The sequence below is a fragment of the Streptacidiphilus albus JL83 genome, assembly GCF_000744705.1.
In the GTDB taxonomy this organism is placed as follows: Bacteria; Actinomycetota; Actinomycetes; order Streptomycetales; family Streptomycetaceae; genus Streptacidiphilus; species Streptacidiphilus albus.
The window spans coordinates 1,459,461-1,477,539 of sequence record NZ_JQML01000001.1 but is presented as its reverse complement, the minus strand read 5'-3'; the positions used below and the strand labels follow the sequence as shown (position 1 = coordinate 1,477,539).

18 protein-coding genes and 4 pseudogenes are annotated in these 18,079 nt (G+C 70.4%); 11 read left to right on the top strand and 11 right to left on the bottom strand.

What is annotated here, in order from left to right; translation table 11 throughout:
• Window positions 1–225 precede the first annotated feature (225 nt).
• Window positions 226–885, top strand: a complete 660-nt coding sequence (locus tag BS75_RS06440; RefSeq protein ID WP_034087510.1) for a nuclear transport factor 2 family protein — start codon at window positions 226–228, stop codon at window positions 883–885.
• Window positions 886–1,135: 250 nt separating this feature from the next.
• Here the strand turns inward: BS75_RS06440 and BS75_RS46140 are convergent.
• Window positions 1,136–1,285 (bottom strand): annotated as a pseudogene (locus tag BS75_RS46140) (IS3 family transposase); the annotation flags it as partial.
• Here BS75_RS46140 and BS75_RS51865 point away from each other — a divergent pair.
• Both BS75_RS51865 and BS75_RS06435 read left to right on the top strand, forming a co-directional pair.
• Window positions 1,260–1,460, top strand: a pseudogene (locus tag BS75_RS51865) (NF041680 family putative transposase); the annotation flags it as partial. The pseudogenes BS75_RS46140 and BS75_RS51865 sit on opposite strands and share 26 nt — an antisense overlap.
• Window positions 1,461–1,558: 98 nt before the next feature.
• Window positions 1,559–2,089, top strand: coding sequence for a GNAT family N-acetyltransferase (locus BS75_RS06435; RefSeq protein WP_034087509.1), 531 nt, complete (start codon window positions 1,559–1,561; stop codon window positions 2,087–2,089).
• Between the two features lie 265 nt (window positions 2,090–2,354).
• Here the strand turns inward: BS75_RS06435 and BS75_RS06430 are convergent, their stop codons facing one another.
• The gene (locus tag BS75_RS06430) at window positions 2,355–3,164 is read right to left on the bottom strand and encodes a helix-turn-helix domain-containing protein (protein WP_034087508.1); all 810 of its coding nucleotides are present in this window, start codon (window positions 3,162–3,164) and stop codon (window positions 2,355–2,357) included.
• A gap of 145 nt (window positions 3,165–3,309) precedes the next feature.
• Between BS75_RS06430 and BS75_RS06425 the strand changes: the two genes are divergently transcribed.
• The 3 genes from BS75_RS06425 (at window position 3,310) to BS75_RS06415 (ending at window position 5,586) form a co-directional block, all read left to right on the top strand.
• Entirely contained in the window at window positions 3,310–4,053 is a 744-nt protein-coding gene (locus tag BS75_RS06425) for an SDR family oxidoreductase (RefSeq protein WP_034092516.1), read from the top strand.
• A gap of 43 nt (window positions 4,054–4,096) precedes the next feature.
• Entirely contained in the window at window positions 4,097–4,453 is a 357-nt protein-coding gene (locus tag BS75_RS06420; protein ID WP_034087507.1) for a nuclear transport factor 2 family protein, read from the top strand.
• Between the two features lie 491 nt (window positions 4,454–4,944).
• Window positions 4,945–5,586 carry a histidine phosphatase family protein gene (locus BS75_RS06415; RefSeq protein ID WP_034087506.1) on the top strand — a complete coding sequence of 214 codons (642 nt, stop codon included), beginning with the start codon at window positions 4,945–4,947 and terminating at the stop codon, window positions 5,584–5,586.
• An 89-nt stretch (window positions 5,587–5,675) separates the two neighbouring features.
• Here BS75_RS06415 and BS75_RS06410 read toward each other — a convergent pair whose 3' ends face one another.
• Together BS75_RS06410 and BS75_RS49980 are read right to left on the bottom strand one after the other, a co-directional pair.
• A complete protein-coding gene (locus BS75_RS06410; RefSeq protein ID WP_052069239.1) occupies window positions 5,676–6,566 on the bottom strand; it encodes an alpha/beta fold hydrolase in 891 nt (296 codons plus the stop codon).
• Window positions 6,567–6,676: 110 nt separating this feature from the next.
• Window positions 6,677–6,781: pseudogene (locus tag BS75_RS49980) on the bottom strand (Uma2 family endonuclease); the annotation flags it as partial.
• 3 nt (window positions 6,782–6,784) lie between these two features.
• Between BS75_RS49980 and BS75_RS06405 the strand changes: the two are divergent.
• Window positions 6,785–7,888, top strand: a complete 1,104-nt coding sequence (locus BS75_RS06405; protein ID WP_034087505.1) for a DUF11 domain-containing protein — start codon at window positions 6,785–6,787, stop codon at window positions 7,886–7,888.
• Window positions 7,889–8,064: 176 nt separating this feature from the next.
• Here BS75_RS06405 and BS75_RS06400 read toward each other — a convergent pair whose 3' ends face one another.
• The 4 genes from BS75_RS06400 to BS75_RS06385 form a co-directional block, all read right to left on the bottom strand.
• The gene (locus tag BS75_RS06400) at window positions 8,065–8,622 is read right to left on the bottom strand and encodes an alkaline shock response membrane anchor protein AmaP (RefSeq protein ID WP_156164215.1); all 558 of its coding nucleotides are present in this window, start codon (window positions 8,620–8,622) and stop codon (window positions 8,065–8,067) included.
• Between the two features lie 104 nt (window positions 8,623–8,726).
• Window positions 8,727–9,530 (bottom strand): DUF6286 domain-containing protein, encoded by an 804-nt coding sequence (locus tag BS75_RS06395; RefSeq protein WP_052069237.1) that lies wholly within the window; start codon window positions 9,528–9,530, stop codon window positions 8,727–8,729.
• A gap of 197 nt (window positions 9,531–9,727) precedes the next feature.
• Complete coding sequence (locus tag BS75_RS43980) at window positions 9,728–9,991, bottom strand: DUF2273 domain-containing protein (RefSeq protein ID WP_052069236.1); 264 nt, start codon at window positions 9,989–9,991, stop codon at window positions 9,728–9,730.
• On the bottom strand, window positions 9,988–10,482 hold the full coding sequence (locus tag BS75_RS06385) for an Asp23/Gls24 family envelope stress response protein (RefSeq protein ID WP_034087503.1): 495 nt from the start codon (window positions 10,480–10,482) through the stop codon (window positions 9,988–9,990). Before BS75_RS06385 ends, BS75_RS43980 begins: the two co-directional genes overlap by 4 nt.
• Before the next feature lie 645 nt (window positions 10,483–11,127).
• Between BS75_RS06385 and BS75_RS06380 the strand changes: the two genes are divergently transcribed.
• Window positions 11,128–11,313, top strand: coding sequence for a hypothetical protein (locus tag BS75_RS06380; protein ID WP_034087502.1), 186 nt, complete (start codon window positions 11,128–11,130; stop codon window positions 11,311–11,313).
• A gap of 280 nt (window positions 11,314–11,593) precedes the next feature.
• Here the strand turns inward: BS75_RS06380 and BS75_RS06375 are convergent, their stop codons facing one another.
• The gene (locus tag BS75_RS06375; protein ID WP_034092512.1) at window positions 11,594–13,303 is read right to left on the bottom strand and encodes a chloride channel protein; all 1,710 of its coding nucleotides are present in this window, start codon (window positions 13,301–13,303) and stop codon (window positions 11,594–11,596) included.
• Between the two features lie 215 nt (window positions 13,304–13,518).
• Between BS75_RS06375 and BS75_RS06370 the strand changes: the two genes are divergently transcribed.
• Both BS75_RS06370 and BS75_RS06365 read left to right on the top strand, forming a co-directional pair.
• A complete protein-coding gene (locus tag BS75_RS06370; RefSeq protein ID WP_042439005.1) occupies window positions 13,519–14,025 on the top strand; it encodes a MarR family winged helix-turn-helix transcriptional regulator in 507 nt (168 codons plus the stop codon).
• Between the two features lie 145 nt (window positions 14,026–14,170).
• Window positions 14,171–15,727 (top strand): Na+/H+ antiporter, encoded by a 1,557-nt coding sequence (locus BS75_RS06365; RefSeq protein ID WP_034087501.1) that lies wholly within the window; start codon window positions 14,171–14,173, stop codon window positions 15,725–15,727.
• A gap of 111 nt (window positions 15,728–15,838) precedes the next feature.
• On the opposite strand, the pseudogene BS75_RS06360 reads toward BS75_RS06365, so the two are convergent.
• A pseudogene (locus BS75_RS06360) lies at window positions 15,839–16,333 on the bottom strand (NAD-dependent epimerase/dehydratase family protein); the annotation flags it as partial.
• 280 nt (window positions 16,334–16,613) lie between these two features.
• Between BS75_RS06360 and BS75_RS06355 the strand changes: the two are divergent.
• Window positions 16,614–16,832: an MmyB family transcriptional regulator gene (locus tag BS75_RS06355; protein ID WP_034087500.1), complete on the top strand. Its 219-nt coding sequence runs from the start codon at window positions 16,614–16,616 to the stop codon at window positions 16,830–16,832.
• Between the two features lie 364 nt (window positions 16,833–17,196).
• On the opposite strand, the gene BS75_RS06350 is transcribed toward BS75_RS06355, so the two are convergent.
• Window positions 17,197–17,985 carry an inositol monophosphatase family protein gene (locus BS75_RS06350; protein WP_034087499.1) on the bottom strand — a complete coding sequence of 263 codons (789 nt, stop codon included), beginning with the start codon at window positions 17,983–17,985 and terminating at the stop codon, window positions 17,197–17,199.
• Window positions 17,986–18,079: the final 94 nt, after the last annotated feature.

Genomic DNA, 18,079 nt, shown 5'->3' with positions numbered 1-18,079 from the left:
CACCCGTGAGTCGGGTCGTCGTCGCCGGGCCGCCGGGCCGCCGGGCCGCCGGGCCGCCGGGTCCGGGGCACGGCGCCCCGCAACACATAAATCAATCATTCGCTTGACAGGTCTGCGCTGCCGTTCATACAGTCAATCAAGCGATTGATTTTAACGTGCCGCACTCGGCGCGCAACTGCTTCGACGGATCGTCAGATCCCGAGAACCAACCCGGAGGAACACGACATGAAGTCGCTCGGATGGAAGTCGATCGTCACCACGGCCGCGGTCGCGAGCCTGAGCGGTCTCGCCATTGCCGCCGCACCGTCGCAGGCCGCAAGCCCGGCCGCCGGCAGCGCGCAGAGCCACGCCGGCGGCGGCTCGGCGGCCCACGCGGCCCTGAGCCCCGGCGAACTGGCGGCGCTGCCGCTCACCAACCGCCACCTGACCGCGCACGAGATCGCCAATCTCGCAGTCGTCCTGAACGCGTACCACGACGCGGAGGGCCACAGCCTGAACGTCGACGCGTTCATCAACAGCTTCACCAGTGACGGCGTCTTCAACGACGAGGTCGCCGGCCAGACCTACCAGGGCAAGGCGCTCGGCGACGTCCTGACCACCATGGCCGCCATCTTCCCCGACGTCCACCGCGACCTGAAGAGCATCACCGTGAACGGCGACGAGATCAGCCTCGAACTGTCGATCCAGGGCACCTTCGAGGGACCGCTGCAGACTCCGGCCGGCACCCTCAAGCCGACCGGCGCGAGGATCGACGCGCCGACCGCCGACTTCTGGTACCTGCACAACGGCAAGATCGAGAAGTTCGACTGCTACGTCGGCTACACGGACATGTACGCCCAGATGGGCGTGAACCTGGACTGGGCCTCGGCGGTCGCCAAGGGCTGAGCCAAGCCTCGACGGGTGACGCCCGGCCGGCGGGTGGGCGTGCGGACGATGTGGAGCCGGCCCCTGCGGTCAGCACCAGGTCGGCCACCGGTTGCCCGGGCATGGCGCACCTCCTGCGAAGAACGGCGAGTCCGGGCCGGTCGCCCAGACTCGTAGAGGGCGCGGCAGCTCCCACCGCGGGGGAGCAGAGCCCGCACCGCCTGGCTGTGCGCCGAGTCGGCCGACGACAACGCCCTGTGCGCCTGCGCCTGCGGATGACGCCCTTGAGGCCCAGCTCGCGCATCAGGCGCTCCGCCGTGCACCTGGCCACCCGATGGCCGGTGCGGACCAGGGCGCGAGTGATGCGGCGGGCACCGCAAGTCCGGCCGGAGTCCCGACGGGGGTTCAGGAACCTGTGCACGAGGACCCCCGCGCCGGCCCAAGTTCAAAAACCCACCAAACCCGGCCCCGGACGCCCAGCCGGCTCGAAGAACCGCCACCAGGCCCCGCGCCACGACGTCGGACGCGTCCTCGCCACCGGCGCGGCCCACACCCGACCAACCCACCACAGGACCGGCACCAAACCCCGACGCACCGGCCAGCCCACAGCATCCACCGCTGTGGCCGGCGGACAAGAGCACAATCGGCAAGCTGAGAAGGAGACCACTCCACTGCCTGCAGTTATCGTCGATTCATGCCGGAATTGATCGCACCCACTGATCGACTGCACTCCTCGTGGCTCGCGGCGCGCGAGGAGTGGCCTCCAGACGCCCACCAGGACGGAACCGGCCTACGCCTGGCTCCTGATGTCGACCTCGACAGTCCCGAGGGCTTCTCGACGTGGGTCGAGCGGCTGCGTCAGCAGTCGGACCGGTCGGTCCCCGTCGGGGAGGAACGCGTCCACGCCACGCACTGGTGGATCGTCGAGCACGGCACCTACCTGGGAGCCATCGACCTGCGGCACTACCTGAACGACTTCCTGCTCGACGTCGGCGGACACATCGGCTACAGCATCCGGCCTTCCGCCAGAAGGCGAGGCCTGGCCACCTGGGCCCTGGGGGCGGTGTTGCCCGAGGCGCGTGGACTCGGACTGGACCGGGTCCTTGTGACCTGCGACGACGGCAATCTCGCCTCAGCGCGGACCATCGAGCGCAACGGCGGCGTGCTGGAAGACGTGCGCACCGCCGGAACGTCCACCAAGCGCCGATACTGGATCACCATCTGACCTTGCCGCTCATGGCCCGGATGATCACATCGACCATAAACGACAAGCTCAGAGCATGTTCTGAGGCTCCGGCTTTTGTCGGGCAAGGGTCGGTTTGCCCTACCTGCTCAGAAGTCGGAGGTCGGTGCACATCCGGTGCACACTGCGAGGCATGGACTGATGACCAGTGTTGACGAGCGTTGAGCGGCGATGAGTACCGCTCGGAGGCCGTTCGGTGGCGCCCGATGCGGGCTGTGACCTGGACCGGGGGCCACTGCTCCTCCGTTCACCGGGGGTCGAGCAGGGTCAGGCGGGCGGCGTCCGGGGTCGCGGGCGCGGCGGTGCCGACCAGGAGGTACTGGCCGGGAGCGTCCTGTACCTCGAAGGTCTGGTAGCTGAGGGTCAGTCGACCCGCCGTGGGGTGGTTGAACGTCTTGGTCCTGCTGCCCAGGCGGCCCACGTCCTGCTGGCTCCACAGCGCCGCGAAATCCTCGCTCTCGGCGAGCAGGTCGGCGATCAGGGTGACGGTTCGGGGGTCGTGCGGATCGTGGCCGTGGGCCAGCCGCAGGGCGGCGACGGTGTCCTTGGCCACGGAGTGCCAGTCGGCGAACAGGTCCCGGGCCGCGGGGTCGCAGAAGAGGGAACGCGCCATGGCGCGCCGGTCCGCGAGCGGGGAGAGCAGGGCGTCGGCCAGGGGGTTCGAGGCCAGGACCTCCAGGCGGCGGTTGACCACGTAGGCCGCAGCGGTCGGGAAGGCGTCCATCAGCCCGAGCAGTTCCGGTGCGACGTGCTCCACGGCGGGGGAGGAAACGTCGGGCTTCGGCACGAGGCCGGCCAGGCGGTAGGCGTGCCAGCAGGCGTCGGTGTCGAGGTGCAGGGCCCGGGCGAGGGCGTCGACCACCTGGCCGGAGGGGTGCCGCTCGCGGCCCTGCTCCAGACGGGCGTAGTAGTCGGCGCTGACCCCGGCCAGGACCGCGACCTCCTCGCGTCGCAGCCCGCTGACCCGGCGCCCCTGCGAGCGGGGAAAGCCCACGTCGGCAGGGCTGAGACGGGAGCGACGCGCCAGCAGGAACTGCCCCAGTTCGTTACCGCTCATGCGGTGATCGTACGCCGCGCGTTCCTAGGAGTCGGGCACCCAGGAAGACCCGTCCTGCCGCCTGCGCACGATCGGGCACATGCTGGCAGGACCGACGGCCGACACATCCGTCACCGCGGCCGTCGACAGTCCGAGAGGCACCCCCATGACGTACCCGTCCGCGACGGCCGCCCCCAAGGTCGTCCTGATCACCGGGGCCAGCAGCGGAATCGGTGAGGCCACCGCCAGAAGGCTGGCCACGGCGGGCCACCACGTGGTCCTCGGCGCACGGCGCACCGACCGCCTGGCGGTACTCGCCAAGGAGATCGAGGCACACGGCGGCAGCGCCGTGGCGCACGAACTGGATGTCACCGACATGGCCGACATGCAGTCCTTCGTCGCTGCCGCCCACAGCCGCCACGGGTGCGTCGACGTGCTGGTCAACAACGCCGGAGTGATGCCGCTGTCACGCCTGGACGCGCTGCGGATCGACGAGTGGAACCGCATGATCGACGTCAACCTGCGCGGGGTGCTGCACGGCATCGCCGCCGTCCTGCCGATCATGCAGGCCCAGCGCGCCGGGCACGTCGTGAACATCGCCTCCGTCTCCGGGCTGCGCGTGGATCCGACCGCCGCCGTCTACAGCGCCACCAAGCACGCGGTGCGGGCCCTGTCCGAGGGGTTGCGTCAGGAGAGCCGGGAGCTGCGGGTCACCGTGATCAGCCCCGGCCTGACCCGGAGCGAGCTGACCGGAGGCATCAGCGACAGCGGCGTCAGGGACGCAGTGCAGGGACAGATGGGCATCGCGATCCCCGCCGCCGCGATCGGCGAAGCCGTCCACTTCGCCATCAGCCGGCCTGCCGAGGTGGACGTCAACGAACTCGTCGTCCGTCCCACGGCCCAAGGGTGAACAGAACAGCGCGACGTCGTCACGTCAGGGAAAGGCGGTAGCGATGGTGACCGAACAGCAGGTACAGGCCTGGGTCGAGGGCTATGTCCGGGCCTGGACCACCAGCAGCAGGAAGGACATCACCGCGCTGTTCACCCCGCAGGCCGAGTACCACGAACGGCCCTACGAGACCGACTGGGTCGGCCGCGAGGCGATCATCGAGGGCTGGCTCAGCCGCACGCCGTGGCAGGAGGGCGGCTGGGACTTCGAATGGTCCCTCCTCGTGATCAACGGTGACACCGCGGCGATCGAGGGCACCGGGCGCTACAAGGAACTCGGTACCTTCGCCAACCTCTGGACCGTCACGTTCGACAAGAACGGCAGGTGCACCGAGTTCCGCATGTGGAACAACGAGGTCTGACCCACCACCCCGCCGCCCGACCGGCAGCCGGCCACCGACCCGGCCTCCTCGGTGAGGGGTCCGGGCGCGGGTGGGCCATCGGGTTTTGAAAGGCGGGTGCAGGTGCGGGTGAGGGTCTCCCGCTGCGCGTCGGTGGGCAGATCGGCCAGGGCGGGTACCGTGACGGCGACGGCGAGGCTGATGTAGAGGGCGGCGCGTCGGTCGGGTGTGGGGTGCTCTCCGTAGAGCACGGTGACGGCCCGTTCCCGCATGTCCTCGTAGGAGCCGGCGTCGGTTCCCGGCCGGACCCTGATCGCGGGGTTGGCCTGCATGATCGCGATGGCCTCGCGCTGGGCGACGAGCATAGCGACGACTCCCTGCGGACCGGGGACCCAGTCCACAGATATTGACAATTGCGCGCACCGAGAACCCGTTTGATGGTTCTCGGCCGTCTCTTCCATAGTTGCGGACGGCCATCAGGCAGGACACTACCTACCGGAAGGACATCACCCATGCGCACTCTTTACGTCGTCACCCATCCGGAGGCGAAGCACCACATCGAGGGCGTTGTCGGCGGATGGCATGATTCGCAATTGACGCCCGCCGGCGTCCGTGACGCGGTCTCCATTGCCCAGGCGCTGCGGGCCCACGTCCCGGACGGTGCCGAGGTGGAGTTGTTCTCCTCGGATCTGCAGCGCACCCGGCGGACGGCCGAGGAGGCCGCCGAGTTGTTCGACGTGAAACCGAAGCTTGATCGCAGGCTGCGGGAGAAGTCCTACGGCCAGGCGGAGGGAAAGCCGCAGGAGTGGCTGGACCGGCGCTTCGTCCCACCACCTGCTGTCGGGGAGCGCCTGGAACACGACGAGGGCGTGGCGGGTAGCGAGACCAAGGCGGCGTGGGCGCAGCGCATTTACGCGGCCATGGACGAGATCCTGCAGCGCCCGTGCGAGCACCAGATCATCGTGACGCACGGTGGCTCCCTGACGCTCGTCGTGGCGTCCTGGATCAAGATGCCGATCGAGTCGGTCGGCTATGCCAGTTTCCGGGCGCGCCCGGGCAGCATCACCACGCTCCGCGAGGACGACTTCTTCCACAACCGCCAAGTCGTCAGCCTCGGTGACACCGGTCATCTCGACTCCGCCAAGGCCGGCTGACCTCGGTACGGCCCGGTTCGACGGCCCGCCGTCCCATGGTCGACGGGCCGCCCCGTCAGTGGACCCGGCGAACCTCGGCGGTCAGAGCACTAGCTGACAGGGGTTTGGATTCGGGGTGCCCTGCGGATGATCGTGGCAACCTCTGCGGGTCGGCTGGCGGCGACCCCATGGCCGGCATCGGGGAACTCGTGCAGTGCAGCCCCGGGATGAACAGCTTGGAGGGCGATGGCAAGGTCGTGGCTGGAGAGATGGTCGTCGGTGCCGCGGATCATGACGATCGGGGCGGTGATGGTCCGAACGTCCTCGCCGGGGTACCCGGGTGTGCCGGTGTTGTCGCTCCACATGGCCACGGTCTCCGTGACCAGCCGCTCGAAGTCGGGCTCCGGGTTCTTCTCGGCATAGGCGGCCTCGGAGTACGGGCCGTCCGGGTTGCGGTCACGCCACCACTGCGGGGTGACCCGCGAATTGAACGCACGGCTCGCCTCCGGCAACTGCCAGTCCGAGCCGATGGTGAACAGCGTCCCGACCCGGTCGGGGTGATGCGCGGCGAGTCGGAGGCCGGTGATGCCGCCGTCGCTGAACCCCATCACATCTGCGCGCGTGATGCCGAGCCCGTCCAGGACGGCGAGGGCGTCCTGTTCGAGACGCTGATAGCTCAACGGCACGTCGCCCAGCGTGGAGCGTCCGTGCCCGCGACTGTCCGGGCAGATGACCCGGTAGTCGTCGGCGAGGAGCGGCACGAGTTCAGCGAAGTCAGCGGTACTGCCCATGCCGCCGTGCAGGAGCAGCAGCGGCGGCAGCGCCTCGTGGGCGGAGATCTCGACGGACAGGGCCGCACCTGCGACCTCAAAGATTCGGTTTTCCATAGTGACGATTGTTCCGTGGACCACTGACATCGTTCGGATCTCGGCGACGTCCGCCTCGGTGAGGGCCGGGAACGTCGCGGAGTGGTTGCCGATGATCCGGTGGTAGTCGGCCACGGGGGAAGATTTCCGACCGGCACCCGAGGAGATCGCTGAGCAGATCCTGGCAGACCGTCTCGAAGTCGAGGTCGGTCACTCGTCCCAAGTCGAAGGATCCTGTCTACAGGTCAAACGTTGCCGAGGTCGATCTCCATGGTGAACGGAGCGGCGGTCTTGACCGTGCCCACGAACACCTCTCCGTCGCGGTAGGACCGGCTCGCGGGGTCGAGGACCTGGTGACGATCACGAACCTGGGCCCGTCGGAGTCGGCACGGTTCTATTCGGTCGTCGACACCCTGCCCGCGGCATTGACATTGATCAACTTCTCCAACGCCGACACCGGCCAGCCTCTGGACTGCTCCTTGGAAGGCAAGAGCGAGGTCTGTCCGGTCGGTGACATGCTGGCGGTCGGCGACGGCCATGCGGCGCACAGGCCCGGCGAGTTCCGGACCCAGGCGTTCGACGTGGTCAACCTCGGCCCGTCCACTACCCGGGCTCCGGCGGTACTCACCATCGAGGTCCCCACGTACCTCCACGGAACGCAGGACGAACTGCCGACCGAGTGCGCGCAGGACCCGAAGGGCACCCGGATCACCTGCGAGATCCCGGCAGGCCTCAAGCCCGGCGGTACCCGTCCCCGCGGGCTGGTGAACGGCGGCCTGGTCTATACCACTGGCCCACTGCGGTTCCCGGTGGATCCGCTCGCGCCGGGCGGTGCCAGGACGACCGGCACCGTGACGGTCGCCTACACCGGGCCGAACGGACCGGCGCAGACAACCGGGACCTGGACGACCGACATCCTGCCGCCACAGGCCGGCCTGACGGTCACCAAGAACGCGGTGCCGCCGACCAACGGCAGGCCGGTGACGGTGTCGAACCCGTTCGACTACGTCATCACGGTCGCCAACCGGGGCCCCAGCGCGGCACGCAACGTCTTCGTCACCGACCCGCTGCCCAAGGCACTGGTGTTCGCCCGGTCCCCGACCGGGTGTCGTGCCTCGGGGCAGATGGTCACCTGCCCGGTGCACGATCCGCTCCTGCCCGGCGCGAGCGTCACCGAACGGATCGCGGTGAAGCTCTCGCAGTCCTACCGGGGCAACGGGACAGACATCTTCAACACCGCCACGGCGCACTCGGACACCCCAACCCGCTGCCGGGCACGAACCCTGATGGCGCCGGCGGCCTGGACGGGATCAAGGTCGAGATCGAAGGGGGGAACCATGCCGCCCACCGGCACCGGCGACCTGGCGTCCGCACTCGGCTGGGCAGCGGCACTGACCGGGGCCGGAGCCGTGATGTTCGGCGCCGTCCGCCGCCGACGTCGGCCACGCCTCGGCTGACCCGACCCCGCCGATGTGGCCGTGCCCGCCCCGTGCTCCGGGGGGCACGGGGCGGGCACGGCCACATCGGCTCCAGCCGTCCGGATCTGATGTATCGGAGCACGCCCCCTGTACCCCGCTACGCCGGCCAAGGCCGTGGCAGCAACCATGGCCGGGGGCTTACGGTCGTGGTCTGGTCAGCGGGTGCGCCGGGCCCGGTGGGAGGCGATGCTCAATCGGATCTCGACCGGCAGGTGCGTCCAGCCGGTGGACAGTTGAGCGTGGTGGATCGGCCCGGACTGCAGAGCGGCCAGGACCTCGCGCGGGCAGGCGGTCGGGATCAGGGCCACAGTGAGGTGGAGCCGGGGATGGGCGCTGGGACCGGTCAGGTGTACCCGGGCGTGCTGGACTCCGGGCACGGCCAGGGTCTGGTCACGGATCACCTGGGTCACGGCGGTACCACGCACCCAGACGGGGCCGGTGGCGGCGGGCCCACCCACGAGGGCCCGGCGCGGTCCGCTGCTGGGCAGTTGTCGCAGCAACCAGACCAGCCCCAGCAGGACCACCAGGGTCAGTGCTGTCAGCGTTACCGGCCAGGCCCACGGCCAGGTGGTGAAGCCGCTGTGGCGGGCCCGGAAGCCCAAGGCGTCGCGGGGGCCGGTCGGAAGCCACCGGGTGGGCCTTGGCAGGTTCCAGCGCCGGTACAGGTCCAGGCCGCCGGCCAAGGCCAGCGACCCGCCACCGAGCAAAACCACTCCGATCAACGCCAGAACGACGCGGTTGACAACAGGCTGCGCTCGCATGGCAGGTCCCAGGGACGACGTTGACCGGATTGAAGAGGAAATGAGGACATAGGAGGTTACACCGGGCGTCGTCGGGTGCGGACGGTCACCGGGGGCGGGTGCGCCAGGCACAGGCCGTCGCGGGCACGGTTGAGGGCTTCGGTCAGGTCCGTTCGGATCTGCTGCGCGTCGCCGAAGCCGGTGTCCGCCCGCACGGTGATCCGGCGACGTACCCGCACCCGCACCCTGGTGACGCCCTGCACACCCATCGCGGAGTCCCGCAACGCTGCGGCGGCGCTGCCGCGGTCCAGGGCAGCGCGTGGTGCCGGACCCTGTCCCTGCGGGCGCAGCGGCAGCAGTCGACGCCGACCGGGCGTGAGCGCCAGCGTGATCAGCGACAGGCCGAGTACGGTGCACAGCGCGGCGGCGCCGATCACCCAGGCGCTGTCCAGCGGATGCTCGACCAGGTGCCGGATCAGTGCTGCGCGGCCCCAACGAGCCGGGTGGTCCTGGACCGTGGACACGACGTCGTGGACGAGTAGTGCGGAGGCGGCAATCACCAGGACGGCCGTCAGCGCGGCGGGGGTCCTGCGAGCTGACCACCACCGGTACGGCACCCGGGCGCTGTCGGCCGTCGCCCCGGCGTCACTGCCAACCTGGGTGGGACCGCTGCCCCGGGGATGGGCCGGCGGTTTGTCGAGATCCACGGCGGGGCTGTCCGCCGTGGTGGTGCGCTCTGCCGTCAAGCGCTCGATGTCGATGGAGACCCCAGAGACCTGAAAGCCCGTCAACTCCGTCAACCGGTGTGCGACATCGTCCTGCAGGCGGGTGCAGATCGCTGAGAGGTCCTGCGGGTAGGGCAGGTGGATCTGCAGTGCCACCCGCGCTGCTCCGCTGCTGGTGGCGATCCGGGCGCGGGGCGCGTGCGGGCTTCGCCCCGGCCCGGCGTACGGGGCCAGTGCCTCTCGGGCAGCGCGGGCGGCGATACGCGCGACCGCATGATCGTGGATGCTTGTGACCCCGCGATCTGCTGCCGCCACTGGCGGCCGGTGCTCGTCCGGGGGCGCGAGAGCGGCGCTCATCGCCGGCCGCTGTGGGACCCGAGCAGGGTGCCCAGGTCCAGGCGCCCATCCAGGATCAGGCCGACTGCCAGCCCCACCGCTCCCAGGACGGCTACCAGCAGGAAGGCCCAGAAGCCGCTGAAGTAGCCGGCGAATCCCAAGGCCATCCCGGCCAGCAGGCCGATGCCGGCGCTGTGCCCCGCGCCGCCAGGTGTTGGTTGCGGCTCCGTGTCCGACGCGCGCTCGCGCCAGGCGGTGCGGTTGGTCGGGGGTCGGGTCATTTCACGCGGCTCTCGCTGGGTGCGGACTCGTCCTCCTCCTCAAGCAGGTGGACGTCGACGACCGCGATGTTGACCTCCACGACCTCCAGACCGGTCGTGCGCTCCAGTTCGGCGATCACATGGGCGCGGGCGGCGGCGGCGATGTCGAGGATCGCGACGCCGTACTCGACCACCACATCCAGGTCCACTGCCGCCTGGCGCTCACCGACCTCGACCTTGACCCCGCGGGTGAAGTTCGTTCCGCCACCGGGGACATGGTCGCGCATGACACCGAGGGCCCGGCTCATCCCCGCACCCAGGCTGTGGATGCCCGGGACCTCACGGGCGGCCATCCCGGCGATCTGCGCCACCACGCTGTCCGCAATCGCCGTGCGCCCCCGGGCCTGCGGCGCGGCCAGCGCGGAAGCGGGGGTGGTGCGGTTGCGCAGGTCGGTGCCCGTACCGATGGCGGCGCCCTCGACGGGAACGGCCCTGGTGATGGTGTCGGTCATGATCTCTCCTCAGAACATGCGCCCCGGGTGCCCGGAGGGCACCGCATCCGCACGCTCTACCGTCATCGTGCTCCCCGGGCGTCGAATGCCCGAGGGCCGAACGGCCCCCAGTGCAGGGCCGCCCGGCCACGTCGACGCATGCCACCGCACCCCGCACCGCCAAGTGCCCTGTGCGGGGGCAGTCCGCAGTACCGTGGCGCCAAAAGCCTCTCGGTCGCTTCCCTCAAGGCATCGCGCGCAGGCCCGTACCAGGGGGATTCCGCAAGAAAACGATTCGTCATGCCGGCCACTGACCTGGCCTTTCACGGACTTCCGGCCAGAACCAGATTCATCAAGCGTCATCGAAGGTCCGGCGCCAACGTCGCCTGGTAGGTGGTGGCGAGGTCCTGCTGGCTCCGGGCCGATACCTGTCTGCAGCACATTTCCCTATACCGTCCGCGTGTTGAAGGCCGTGGAAGAGGTGACGGGTGCACGCCGTAGGAGACGGTGGTGGCGCCGGTGCAGTTGACCAGACCGGCGTCGGCGTGTGCAGTGCCGACGGGGATGAGCGGCGCTGCGGGGACAGCCAGGGCCGTGCCGAGGGCAGGACCTGCACCGCGCAGCGGTAGTCGCCGCCGGCGATGGCATCCCGACCCTCGGTGGTGCATGCAGACCGGGCTGGAGGCCAGCGCCAAGGACTGGGCGGCCTTCCAGGCCCAGGCCGTCGCCTTCTACTTGAAGAACGCCGCCGCCTGGGGGAACCAGGCGGCAAGTGAGGACCTGGCCGTGCCGGTCGACCCCGATTTCCGGCCGGGTCCTGCTGCTCTCGACGCCGCCCGTGCCGCCTGCTGACCGCCGCCGCACCATCCATCCACTCTGCCAAGGACACCCCATGTCGCTCGATGTCTCCCCCCAGGCCCGTGTGGGCCGTGTCTTCCAAGGAGGTCCCACACGTCCGCAGTCGAGGGTCTGGAACCGCTCGCCATGCACGGCCCGCCAGGACCCCGCGTAGCCCGGCGGAAGGCTCGAATCGCGCCCTAGTTGGGGCTGGTACGCACGGGGCCCCTTCGGTACGTGGGAGCCGTGGGATGTCCGTACCAGGTGATGGCTGCGTGGAGAGCTGGGGGCGGGGTCAGTTCGCCGTAGTGACGGGTTCGGCGGTGCGGGTGGCGGGGTGGTGCAGGGAGGCCAGGACGGATTCGTAGGTGATCCAGCCGGTGAGTCGGGTGCGAGTGGGGTCCAGTACGGGGAGTCCGGCTCCGGCTGCGTTGACCAGGGCGTCGAGGGCGTCGGTGAGGTCGTTGTCGGCGGTGATGGTGGCGGGGCGGTGGGTGATGGTGGCGACGGTGCTGGTGTTGTGGGTGCCTTCGGCGAGGGCTTGGGCGGTGTGGCGGGCGGTGGCTGTGCCCAGGTAGGTGCCGTCGGTGGCCAGGACGGGCAGGACGCCGTGGGGGGAGGCGGCCAGCTGGTCTGCGGCATCGGTCAGCGTCGTGGCCTCGGGCAGGGCCGGGGGGACGGGTTCCATGACGGCGCTGACGGTGATGCCGTGGAAGGGGGAGGTGTCGGGGCGGGCGTCGAGGTCGATGCCGCGGCGGCGCAGTTTGGCGGTGTAGATGGTGTCGCGGGACAGCGTTCGGGAGACGATGGTGGCGAGGACGATGGCGGTCATCAGGGGCAGGATGATGGTGTACTCGCCGGTGAGTTCGAACAGGATGATCACGGCGGTGATGGGGGCGCGGGCGGCTCCGGCGAAGACGGCTCCCATGCCGATCAGGCCGTAGGCGCCGACGGGTCCGGCGATGCCGGGCATCAGGTCGTGGGCGGCGGCGCCGAAGGCGGAGCCGAGCATGGCGCCCATGAACAGGGAGGGGGCGAAGACGCCGCCGGAGCCGCCGATGCCGATGGTCAGGCTGGTTGCGACGATCTTCCCGACGAGCAGTACGAGCAGGAAGCCGATGACGTACTTGCCGCCGACCGCGTTCTCCAGGACCGGGTAGCCGACGCCGTACATCTCGGGCAGGACCAGTAGCAGCACGCCCAGCAGTAGCCCGCCGACGGCGGGGCGGGCCCATTCGGGGCCGCGCCACACCGCGTCGCAGGCGTCCTCGATCCGGTAGAGGACCTTGCTGAAGCCCACGCCGAGGGCTCCGGCGAGCAGGCCGAGCAGGGCGAACAGCAGGTACTGGGTCAGGTGCTGGACCTGGAAGGCGGGCAGTTGCAGGAACGGGTGGTTGCCCAGGGCGGCGCGGCCGATGACGGAGGCGGTGACGGAGGCCAGGACGACCATGCCGAACGATTCGGCGGTGAAGTCGTTGAGGATCAGCTCCATGGCGAAGAACACCCCCGCGAGGGGGGCGTTGAAGGTGGCGGCTATGCCTCCGGCGGCGCCGCAGGCGACCAGGACCTTGAGCCGGTCCTCGGCGACCTTCACCCAGCCGCCCAGGCTGGAACCGAGCGCGGAGCCGATCTGGACGATCGGGCCCTCGCGGCCGACCGAGCCGCCGCCGCCGATGCACAGCGCGGAGGCCAGGGATTTGACGAGGGCGACCTGCGGGGCGATCTTGCCGCCTCGGCGGGCGACGGCGTACATGACCTCGGGCACGCCGTGGCCGCGGGCCTCGCGGGCGTAGCGCTGGACCAGCGGTCCGTAGATCAGTCCGGCGAGAACCGGGGCGAGGAGTACGAAGAAGCGTCCCAGCCAGGGGAGGTAGGGGTTGGCGGCGTGGCCGGCGGCGGAGTAGTCGGTGTGGCCGGAGAGCAGCAGCGTGAACGTTTTGATCATCCAGCGGAACGCGACGGCGCCCAGGCCCGCGCCGGCGCCCACCGCCAGGGCGAGGACCACCAGGCCGCCCTTGGACTCGCGCAGGCCCACGGACAGGCGCGCCAGTCCTCGCTGGAGCGTGATCGGCGCGGCCGGGGCTATTCGCCCGTCGGCCGGTCGGGGTTCGCTGCTCGCAGTCTCATTCATTCTTGCATTATGCAATGTTTGCACTTGCAGAAGAAAGGGCGGGGTGCCCGCGGCACCGTACCGGCGCGCGGCGGGGTAGAACTGCTGTCATGTCTGAACTCCTGCCGTCCCAGGAACCCGCCCCGGTCAACGAGATGGTCGCAGCCGTCGTGACCGCCTCCCGGGTGCTGGTTGCGATCTCGGCGCGCTCGCTGGCCGCGGTCGAGGACACGCTGACCGTCCCGCAGTTCCGGATGCTGGTCGTCCTGGACACCGGCGGCGCAACCAGCCTCTCCGGGCTGGCCGAGCTGCTCGCGGTCAACCCCTCGACCGCGATGCGCATGGTCGACCGGCTGAGCACGGCTGGCATGGTCGAGCGCACCGCGGACCCCGCGGACCGACGGGTGGTGCGGCTGGTGGCCACCGAGGCCGGGCGCCGGGTGGTCCACGCGGTCACCGAACGCCGCCAGGCCGAGATCACCAAGGTCGTGACCGCCATGCCGCACGAGCACCGGGGTGCCATGGTCCAGGCATTGCAGGCCTTCGCCGACGCCGCCGGCGAGGCTCAGATCGACCCCACCGCCTACGCCGGACTCGCCCTGCCCGGCTGGACGTGATCACTCCGTGCCCTGACAGCCGCTTCGAACAGTGTTAAAAAGTTGATAAAGTGGCTTCTGGTGTGCCGGGAAGTCTGGTCGGCGCGGGGGACGGCCTGACGCGGTGTGCGCGGGCGCCTCCGGTAGCGGACACAGGTGTCGGTACATGCACGCGGTAGCTCTCGTCCTGTTCCTGGTGGTGCTGGGCACCACCGTGGCCACCGGGGCCCAGCGCTGGCGCATCCCCGCCCCCTCGCTGCTGGTCATCGCGGGTGTGGCGGTGGCCCTGATACCCGGCGCCCCGGCCCTGCACATCGCCCCGCAGACCATCGGCCTGGTCGTGCTCCCTCCGCTGCTGTACGCCTCGGCCGAGGAACTGTCGCTGCGCGACCTGCGCACCGTGTGGCGGCCGGTCACCGTGCTGGCGGTCGGCCTGGTGCTGGCCTCGGCCGCCGCAGTCGGCGTCCTGGCCTCGGTGCTGACCCCGCTCGGCGCCTCCATGGCGTTCGTCCTGGGCGCGGTCCTGGCCAGCACCGACCCGGTCGCGGTGACCGCCCTGGGGCGCCGGCTCTCCCTGCCCGGACGGGTCCAGGTGCTGGTCCAGGCCGAGAGCCTGTTCAACGACGCCACCTCGCTGGTGCTGTTCAAGCTCGCCCTCGGCTTCGCCGTGGCCTCCGGCACCGTGGGATGGCAGGGCGCGGGCGGCGAGTTCCTGCTCCTGGCCGGCGGCGGCAGCGTGATCGGCGCGGCGGTGGCCGGGGTCGTGGTGCTGGTGCGCCGCCGCACCGCCGATCCGGTCCTGGAGACCGTGATCGCCCTGGTCACTCCCTACACGGCCTACGTCGCGGCCGAGAGCGTCCATGCCTCGGGCGTCACCGCCGTGGTGGTCGCCGGAGTGCTGCTGGGGCGCTCCGGGCACCGGATCACCGATGCCCGCATCCGGCTGCAACTGGGCGCCGTGTACTCCGTGGTCGTCTTCGGCCTGGAGAGCGTGGTCTTCAGCATCGTCGGCCTGGAACTGCCCACCCTGGTGCGGGAGCTGCCCGGCGCCAGCCACCTGTGGCCGCTGCAGGCCGCCGCCATAGCCGCCGTCCTGATCGCCCTGCGCAGCGCGTGGATGCTGCCGCTGTCGGCCGCCGTCAAACCCGGCCAGGGCCCCTCCCTGCGCGTGGCCGGAGTCCTGACCTGGGCCGGGACCCGGGGTGTGATGCCGCTGGCCGCCGCCCTGTCGATCCCGCTGGTCGCCGACGACGGCCGCCCGCTGCCGGGCCGCGCCCTGGTCCTGGTGCTGACCACGGCGGTGGTGGTCCTCACCCTGGTCGTCCAGGGACTGAGCCTGGCCGGCGTGGTCAAACGCTCCGGCCTGGCCGTCGAACCCGAGCACACCGAACGCGAGCAGGCCCGCACCCGCGGCCGCCTGGCCCGGGCCGGCCTGGACCACCTCGACCAGCTCGCCGACCTCGAATCCGTCACCGAGGCCGCCGTCACCCGCGTCCGCGCCGTCCTGACCGCCCGGCTCGACCACGACCACGACACCCCCGCCGACTCCGTCCCCGACAGCGCCGAACTGCTGGCCTCCTACCGCGGCCTGCGCCGCGAGGTCATCGCCCTGCAGGTCGCCGAACTGCGCCGACTGTACGACGAACACCAGGTCAGCGACACCACCCGCCGCAACCTCCAGCACGACCTGGACCTGGAGGACGCCGCCATGGGCGCCACCTGAGACCGGGGGTGTCCAGTAGTCGCGTCCACCGGTTGACGAGTACCACGGGAGTCTCGCGGGGCCGGGCCGGTCTACCGGGCCCGCAACGAAGCGTCCCGGACGAAAAGGTCGCTACAGGGCCCCTTCCCGGCTGGCCTGGTGAACGGTCGGGACGCTGGGCTGGAAGCCGAGACTGCGGGCGAGGGAACCGTCCATGCGGCCCATCCACGGGCTCGGCAGGGGCTCGCTGGACGGCTCGTAGACTGCCCCGACGATACCGGCGATCTCGTATACCGTGATCGGTGCCTCGTCGGCGATGTTGACGATGTGTCTGTCGAACGCCCCGGTCAGGGCGAGTTCCACCGCCGTGCCGATGTCACGCTGGTGAACCAGGCTCAGCGCTTGCGCAGGATGCCACTTCCAGTTGGCGAGCAGGTGCGGCGCCGACTGCAGGTGCCCGTCCTGGTCGCCGTAGACGAACCCGAGACGCAGCACGCTCCAGGGCAGTCCGCTGTCCCGGAGCTCGTTCTCCGCCGCGATCTTGCTGGCGGGATAGGGGAGGGTCGCCGTTGCCGGGTCGTCCTCGCGGGCGGGGTGCGGAAGGTCGTGGTCGTAGACCAGACCGGTGCTGGCCTGGTGAGGATCCTGCGGCGGCGCTCTTCACGGCGCTCCTCGCTCAAGCGGGGCATGCCGCCAGCCTAAACGAAAACGCTTATTCCTGTTGCAGGTGACTGCCGGGGCGCACTGGCCTGCACGCCGTAGCGCTCTGGACCGACGCGCAGAGCAGGCTACCGGCCGATGGTGTTGACTTCGGCGACCGCGTCGGCGGGCAGGGTCGGGTCGGCGGCGGCGATGTTCTCGTGCAGGTGGGCGACGGAGGAGGTGCCGGCTGTGGGCCCGGCACGACGTGCGACGCCGCGAGAGCGCCGTCAGCCGCCTGCACCACCCGGAAGTCGGGGACCTGGACCCCTACCGCGACAAGCTCGCCGTGGCCGGCACCAGCGACCAGCTCGTGGTCGTCTACCACGCCGAACCCGGATCGGAGTCGGCCCGCTCACTGGCCCTGCTGGGCTCACTGGCCGCCACCGACACCACGACCGGCCGTCGGACTCCCACTGGTCGCTGACCACACGTCAACTCTCCACACCTGTCCGCTGCTGAGGGAGCAGGCCCGGTCGAGAGCGGCAGGATGCCTGTCCAGGTGCCGGCCCCGTGACAGGCACATAGCCACAGGAGTCGCCGAAATTGGCCCGCGACCGGCGTTCCGGTTGCGGGCCACTCAAGCGGTCATCCGTGCAAAGGGCCTTGGGCCATCACTACGGGAACGGGTGGACGCTGATTGCAGAGTCCCCCGAGACCTGGAACTCCACCGATTCGCCGGTTCTCCGCCCGTTTTCGGGGCTGAGGGCGCAGTGGGCGCGGTGGGCGCGGGCCGTGTTTCTCTGACGTCCTCGCAGGGCGGGGCGCTGCTGGTGTGATCGTTCCGGTGGTCAGTTGGGGGTGGCGATGAGGGTGAGCAGTTGCTGGTGGAGGGCGGGCGGGGCGGCGAGGAAGCTTGGGGATCCGGCCTTCCAGGTCGAACCTGCAGCGTCGGAGACCAGGGCGCCGGCTTCGCGGGCGATCAGGGTGGCGCCGAGGAGATTCTCGTCGTCGCGGCCGTACTGCCAGAACGCGTCGATGCGGCCTGCGGCGGTGTCGGCGATCTGCCACGAGGTGGGGCCGAGGTTGCGGACGGCTCCGACCAGCGGCAGCAGGGTGCTCAGGGAGCGTCCTGCGGCTGTTGCCGCCTCGGGCTGTGCGGCGATGAACGGGGGCTGGCTGGTGGCCAGCAGGGTGACCGCGAGGTGCTGCTTGTCCGAGGGGGCGATCGGGGCGCCGTTGCGGTGGGCGCCGTGGCCGCGCGCCGCGGTGTAGCTCTCGTCCAGCACGGGGCTGTGCAGGACGGTTGCCACGGCCTCGCGGTCCTGGACCAGGGTGATGCTGATGCACCACTGGGGCAGGCCCTGAAGGTACTGCACGGCGCCGTCCATCACGTCCACGACCCACAGCTCACCGGCGGGCAGCGGACGCGCGGACAGGTCCTCGGCCCACGGAACGCCGGGGAGCAGCGGGTCCAGGTGCTGGTGCAGCAGCGCTGCTGCGGGGGTGTCCACGGCATCGAAGACGTCTTTGAAGTCGGACATGGTGCGGGCCGGCCGGGGGCGTTCCAGCTGTGCGAGCCACGAGCCCAGGGTGCGAGCGGCCTGTTGCATGGCGGGCAGGAGCGCGGCGTCGGTCATGGGATCCTCCGAATCACGGGTGCTGACGCCTCCAGCATGGCCGTACCATGGGCGAGAGCTACCGCTGTGGGAAGCAGGATGAGCGAAACTTGCA